General features: G+C 61.1%; 6 protein-coding genes. All 6 read left to right on the top strand.

Features of this window, described 5'->3' with window-relative positions; genetic code table 11:
* The coding region (locus ABL922_RS10455; protein ID WP_349024158.1) for an ATP-dependent DNA helicase at positions 1-2,260 on the top strand (2,260 nt) is incomplete at its 5' end.
* On the top strand, positions 2,257-2,802 hold the full coding sequence (locus tag ABL922_RS10450; protein ID WP_349024157.1) for a histidine phosphatase family protein: 546 nt from the start codon (positions 2,257-2,259) through the stop codon (positions 2,800-2,802). The genes ABL922_RS10455 and ABL922_RS10450, both read left to right, overlap by 4 nt.
* Entirely contained in the window at positions 2,799-3,323 is a 525-nt protein-coding gene (locus tag ABL922_RS10445) for a GNAT family N-acetyltransferase (RefSeq protein WP_349024156.1), read from the top strand. Before ABL922_RS10450 ends, ABL922_RS10445 begins: the two co-directional genes overlap by 4 nt.
* A gap of 77 nt (positions 3,324-3,400) precedes the next feature.
* On the top strand, positions 3,401-4,828 hold the full coding sequence (locus ABL922_RS10440; RefSeq protein ID WP_349024155.1) for a circularly permuted type 2 ATP-grasp protein: 1,428 nt from the start codon (positions 3,401-3,403) through the stop codon (positions 4,826-4,828).
* Positions 4,829-5,770, top strand: coding sequence for an alpha-E domain-containing protein (locus ABL922_RS10435; protein WP_349024154.1), 942 nt, complete (start codon positions 4,829-4,831; stop codon positions 5,768-5,770).
* Positions 5,721-6,575, top strand: coding sequence for a transglutaminase family protein (locus ABL922_RS10430; protein ID WP_349024153.1), 855 nt, complete (start codon positions 5,721-5,723; stop codon positions 6,573-6,575). Before ABL922_RS10435 ends, ABL922_RS10430 begins: the two co-directional genes overlap by 50 nt.
* The last annotated feature ends 10 nt before the right edge of the window (positions 6,576-6,585 follow it).

The raw sequence follows: 6,585 nt of genomic DNA, 5'->3' as shown, positions 1-6,585 counted from the left end.
TTCCAAATTGCCCGAATGGGAGGACGCCCCGCCGCGCACGCCACCGCGTTCAGTGGTGCTGGACCGGTCTGCAGTCGAAGCCCAACTCGCCCGCCTGACCGGAAGCGGTGCCGAAATCCGCGAAGGCCAGCGCGCCTTTGCCGCCAGCGCCGCGCATATTTTCGATCCACGTCACCGCAAGGGCGAGCCCAATATGCTGCTTGCCGAGGCGGGCACCGGCATCGGCAAGACGCTCGGCTATCTCGCCCCCGCCTCGCTCTGGGCGCAAGAGGCCGACGGCGCGGTGTGGATTTCAACCTATACCAAGGCGTTGCAACGCCAGTTGGTGAGCGAGGCGCGGCGGGTCTATCCCGATGCCGAAACCTTCAAATCAAAGGTCGTCGTCCGCAAAGGGCGTGAGAATTATTTGTGCCTTTTGAACCTTGAGGATGCACTGCAAGGTGGCTTTGCCGGACGGGCCGCTATCCTCGCACATCTGGTCGCGCGCTGGGCAGCTTACACCGCCGATGGCGACATGATCGGCGGCGACCTGCCCGGCTGGTTGCCGACCTTGTTCCGCCGCAACGGCTCGACCGCGCTTACCGACCGGCGCGGCGAGTGCATCTATGCGGGCTGCCCGCACTACCGCAAATGCTTCATCGAACGCGCTTCCCGTTCTTCAGCACAGGCCGATATCGTCATCGCCAACCATGCGCTGATGATGGTCAACGCAGCGCGCGGTCGTGAGGAGGCGAACCGGCCAACCCGGATCATCTTTGACGAAGGCCATCATCTCTTTGACGCCGCCGATTCGACTTTTGCCGCCGCACTGACGGGCTCAGAAATGATCGAGATCCGCCGCTGGATCATCGGCCCCGAGGGCAAAGCGCGCGGTCGGCGACGCGGGCTGTCCGCAAGGCTCGCAGATGTTGCCAGCTATGACGAAGGCGGCGGCCTCGCAATTGAGGAGGCGCGGTTAGCGGCAGAAGCACTGCCCGGTGACGGCTGGCTGGGCCGCGTAAACGAAGGCATGCCTTCTGGACCAGCGGAGCGGCTGCTCGCGGCGGTGCGCACCACCGTCTATGCGCGCGACGAAGGGCAGGCCGAGAGCGGTTATGGGCTGGAAACCGAATATGCCAATCTCGACGCGCATCTGATCGAGGCGATTGCCGACCTGATGGTGGCAATGGAAGCGTTGGTGAAGCCGCTGACGGTGCTTGGCCAGCGGTTGGAGGCTTTGGTCGAGGAAGCCCCCGACTGGCTCGACAGCGCCGCCCGCGCGCGCATCGAAGGCGCGATGGCGAGCCTTGGCTGGCGCGTCGATACGTTGCGCGGCTGGATCGCACTGCTGGGGCGCGGTGGCGGCCCCGCAGACCCTGATTTTGTCGACTGGCTCGCGGTCGATCGGGGCGAGGGCCGCGAATATGATATCGGCATCCACCGCCACTGGCTTGATCCGACACGACCGGTGTCGAGCGTCGTCCTGAAGCCAGCGCACGGCATCCTCACCACCTCTGCAACGCTGCGCAGCGGCGGGGACTGGGATACCGCAGAGGCGCGCACCGGGGCCGCGCATCTCGAACATAAAGTCGAACATTTTTCCGCCCCCAGCCCGTTTGACTATGCCAGCCAGGCCGAAGTGCTGGTGGTGACCGACATCGCGCGCGGCGATATGCCCGCGCTTGCCGGGGCCTATTCGGCGCTGATTTCGGCGTCGCAGGGTGGTGCGCTGGGGCTGTTCACCGCGATCAAACGCCTGCGCAGCGTCCATGCCCGCATTGCCGACCGGCTGGCGCGCGACGGGCTGCCGCTCTATGCCCAGCATGTCGATCCGATGGACACCGGCACGTTGGTCGATATCTTCCGCGACGATCCGCACGCCTCGCTGCTCGGCACCGACGCGCTGCGAGACGGGATGGACGTGCCCGGTCATTCGCTGCGCCTTGTCATCATGGAACAAGTACCGTGGCCGCGCCCCGACATCTTGCATAAGGCCCGGCGGCTGATCGGTGGTGGCACCGAATATGACGACCGCATCATCCGTGCGCGGCTTGCGCAGGCCTTTGGCCGCCTTATCCGCAAGGCCGACGACAAGGGCCATTTCGTGCTGCTTTCCTCCGCCACACCGTCGCGGCTGTTGACGGCCTTTCCTGCGGGAACGCCCATCCACCGCGTTACCCTCGACGAGGCAGTGCGGCGCATCAAATCCGGTCTTTCACCTGCAACAAATTTCGGGCAGGGGAGCGCGCAAGAGATTGAGGACGAGGATATCCCCTTTTGACGAAGACGCTTTACTTGCTGCGCCATGCCAAGTCCGGATGGGACGATCCGGTCGCGCGCGATTTTGACCGGCCGCTGAACAAGCGCGGTGAAAAGGCCGCGCGCACCATCGGCCAATGGATGGCTTCCAACGGCGTGACCTTCGAACATGTCATCGCCAGCCCTGCCGTGCGTGTTATCGAGACGCTTGATGGCGTCTGGGCAGGCTATGGCAGCAAGGTCGAGCCGACCTGGGAACGGCGCATTTACCTCGCCTCTTCGGCTTCCGTGCTCGATGTTTTGCGCGAAGTCAACGACTCGCATGATGTTGTGCTGGTCGTTGGTCACTGCCCGGCAGTCGAAGATTTGGTTTTCGATCTCGTCGCCGACGATGGCAGCTCGCCCTTGCGCGAAGAGGTTGAGGTCAAATATCCGACGGCGGCACTCGCCCAGCTGGACATCGATATTGACCATTGGGCAGACATCGGGAAACCCATCGCGCACCTCAAACGCTTCGTGCGCCCGCGCGATCTGGACGCGAGCCTCGGGCCAGACGAAGAATGACGCCGATAGTCTGGCGCAGCACACAGCCGGGGGATGAAGAGTCGCTGTCACTGCTCGGGCAAGCGACCTTCCTTGCCACTTTTGCCTTTGACCATCCCGGGCCTGCGCTGATCCGCTTCCTGAAGGAATTGCACAGCCCCGAATTTTACGCCGCCAAGCTGGTCAATCCCGATATCGACATCATCATCGGCGAAACCCCGCTGGGCGCGCCGGTGGCCTATGCGATGCTCTGCCCGCCCGAACATCCCGATTACCAGCGGGAAGGCGATTGGGAACTCAAGCGAATCTACCTTCTTGGCCCCTGGCAGGGTGGCGGAAACGGTGCGGCTTTGTTGCAGCACGCCATCGATATCGCGCACAAAAGGCAGGCACGCCGTTTGCTGCTCGCGGTGTACGAAAATAACGACCGCGCCATCGGCTTTTACAAGAAGCACGGTTTTGCGAAGATCGGCGACACCATCTTCATGGTCGATGAAGTGCAATTCAGCGACATGTTGCTTGCCCGCGATATGACCATGTAAAATCATGCCTGCACATTTATTGTGCAGTTGCGAAAAGCACTTGTGCGCTGCCTAAATTTTTGACAGCCTCTCGATTCATGGAGCAGCCCACACCGGCTTTTGACGAAATGCTGCGCCCCGATGGCGGCGCACGCAAAGCTTATTCGGATTATGCCGCATGGTTTGAGGGACAACAACTGGCGGCACTGCGCAAGAAGGCCGAGGAAGCCGACGCCGTCTTTCGTCGCACCGGCATCACCTTCAACGTCTATGGCGCGAACGAGGCCGAAGAGCGGCTGATACCCTTTGACATCGTACCGCGCATTGTCGGTGCAAAGGAATGGAGCAAATTGTCGCGCGGCATTGAGCAGCGGGTACGCGCGATCAACGCCTTTCTGCATGACATTTACCACCGTCAGGAAATTATCCGCGCTGGCCGCGTTCCCGAAGAACTGATCGCAAAAAACAGCGCCTTCCTGCCCGCGATGATCGGCTTCACCCCGCCGGGTCGGGTCTATACGCACATTGTTGGCATCGATCTTGTCCGCACCGACGATGACGAATTTTACGTATTGGAGGACAATGCCCGCACGCCGTCGGGTGTTTCCTACATGCTCGAAAACCGCGAAACGATGATGAACATGTTTCCCGAACTGTTCAGCGCGATCCGTGTGCGCGAAGTGGGCAGCTATCCAAAAAATCTGCGCCGTTCGCTTGAGGCATGCCTGCCGCAAGGCTGTGATGGCCGCCCAGTGGTCGCGGTGCTGACGCCGGGCATCTTCAACAGCGCCTATTTCGAACATGCCTTCCTTGCCGACCAAATGGGCGCTGAATTGGTCGAGGGGCATGATTTGCGTATCATCGACGGCCGTGTCGCCATGCGCACAACGCAGGGCTTCAAGCCCATCGACGTGCTCTACCGCCGGGTCGATGACGACTATCTCGACCCGATGACCTTCCGCCCCGAATCGCAACTGGGCGTTCCGGGAATCATGGACCTGTACCGCGCAGGCAAAATCACCATTGCCAATGCCCCGGGTACGGGGATCGCCGACGACAAGGCGATCTACAGCTACATGCCCGAGATCGTCGAATTTTATACCGGCGAAAAACCCTTGCTCGCCAATGTGCCGACCTGGCGCTGTGCAGAACCCGATGCGCTCAAATATGTCCTCGCCAATCTGAAGGAGCTGGTGGTCAAGGAAGTCCACGGCTCGGGCGGCTATGGTATGCTGGTGGGGCCAGCCGCGAGCAAGGCGGAGCTGGAGGCCTTTGCCAAAAAGCTCAAAGCGCGCCCCGGCAACTATATCGCCCAGCCAACGCTCGCGCTATCGACCGTGCCTGTGCTGACCAAGGCCGGACTCGCCCCGCGCCACGTCGACCTTCGGCCCTTTGTCCTCGTTTCGCCCAATGGCATCGAAATCACCCCCGGCGGGCTGACGCGGGTCGCGCTCAAAAAAGGCTCGCTCGTCGTCAATTCGAGCCAGGGCGGCGGCACCAAGGACAGCTGGGTGCTGGAGGACTAGATGCTCGGCAGAACCGCAGGCGGCATATTCTGGATGTTCCGATACTTGGAGCGGTGCGAGAATATGGCACGCCTGCTTGAGGCTGGGCATCGCATGGCACTGACGCGGAACACCGGATCTGACGAGGAGTGGCGGTCGGTCGTCACCACCGCCGGACTGCAATCGGGCTATGAAAGCCGATATGATGATTATGCCGCAGCGCATGTCGTCAACTATCTGCTGCGCGACAAGGCCAATCCAACTTCGGTGCTCGCGATGCTTGAAACCGCGCGGCACAATGCGCGGATGACGCGCACCGCGCTGACCCGCGAAGTGTGGGAGGCGACCAATATCTTCTGGATGCGGATGAAAGAGGCCCTCGCCCGCCCCGTGCGCGAAACCGACCTGCCCGGTCTGATCGCGATGATCCGCCAGCAATCGGCGCAGGTGCGCGGCGCGCTGCATGGATCGATGCTGCGGATCGACGTCTATAATTTCGCGCGCCTCGGCACTTTCCTCGAACGCGCCGACAGCACCGCGCGCATCCTCGACGTCAAATATTATGTGCTGCTGCCGTCCTTGTCTTTTGTCGGCTCCTCGCTCGACAATGTGCAGTGGGAGACAATCCTGCGTTCGGTTTCTGCCGAGCACGCCTTCCGCTGGCTCAACGCTGGGGATACACGACCAGTGGGCGTCGCCGAATTCCTGATCCTTGACGAACGCTTCCCGCGCTCGCTCGCTTTCTGTTACCAGAAACTGTTCGGCAATCTCTGCTATCTGGAAAAGGATTATGGACAGCGGATGCCGTCGCATGATCTGGCCGACGAAATCCACAACGGCCTGCAAACCCAATCAATTGACGCGATATTCGAAAGCGGGCTGCACGAATTTTTGACCGACTTCATGACATGCAATGCGCGCCTCGCTGGGCAAATCGAGCGCGATTACAGGTTCTACGGATGATGCGATGCTGCTGAAAATCCATCACCGCACCCACTATCGTTTCGAACATCCTGTGCCCTATGGGCTGCAACGGTTACGGTTGATCCCCAAGGAAAACGCGGCGCAAAAAATCCTGCACTGGAAGACCGAGATCGAAGGCGGCAAGGTAGAGGCCGACTATATCGACTATCACAACAATCATATCCTGCTGGTCAGCATCACAGAAGGTGCAGGCGAAATCATCGTCCGCTGCAATGGCGAGGTCGAAACCAACGACACCGCCGGAATCATGGGGCGGCATGGCGGGCATGTGCCTTTATGGTATTTCCTACGCCCGACACCTTTGACCGAACCGACGCGCGAGATACAGGCGCTGGCCCGAACAGCGGTTGTCGAGGGCGATGACCTACTGGCGACATTGCACGCGCTTTCAACCAAGGTTCTGGCGGCAGTGCAATATGATATCGGCCACACCGATTCCGCCACTACGGCGGACGCAGCCCTCGCCGCAGGGCATGGTGTTTGTCAGGATCATGCGCATGTCTTCATCTCGGCGGCACGCAGTCTCGGCATCCCTGCCCGCTATGTCAGCGGCTATCTGATGCTTTCAGACCGCGTCGAGCAGGAGGCAAGCCATGCCTGGGCCGAAGCGCATGTCGAAGGATTGGGCTGGGTCGGCTTTGATATCTCGAACGGCATCAGCCCCGATCTGCGTTATGTCCGCGTTGCCACCGGCGCAGATTATGCCGAAGCCGCCCCCATTTCAGGCATTTCTTTCGGCGGCGGTGAGCAGAGCATGGTTGTCAGCCTAGCCGTTGAACAGTAACGCATCGAAA

The organism is Sphingorhabdus sp. (genome assembly GCF_040079335.1).
In the GTDB taxonomy this organism is placed as follows: domain Bacteria; phylum Pseudomonadota; class Alphaproteobacteria; order Sphingomonadales; family Sphingomonadaceae; genus Sphingorhabdus_B.
The sequence above is the reverse complement of the archived record's forward strand: the minus strand, read 5'-3'. Positions and strand labels throughout refer to the sequence as shown.

Bases quoted from the DNA above. Each gene is read 5' to 3' on its own strand.
- ABL922_RS10435 (WP_349024154.1), top strand. From the start codon at position 4,829: ATGCTCGGCAGAACCGCAGGCGGCATATTCTGGATGTTCCGATACTTG.
- ABL922_RS10445 (WP_349024156.1), top strand. From the start codon at position 2,799: ATGACGCCGATAGTCTGGCGCAGCACACAGCCGGGGGATGAAGAGTCG.
- ABL922_RS10430 (WP_349024153.1), top strand. From the start codon at position 5,721: ATGCGCGCCTCGCTGGGCAAATCGAGCGCGATTACAGGTTCTACGGAT.
- ABL922_RS10440 (WP_349024155.1), top strand. From the start codon at position 3,401: ATGGAGCAGCCCACACCGGCTTTTGACGAAATGCTGCGCCCCGATGGC.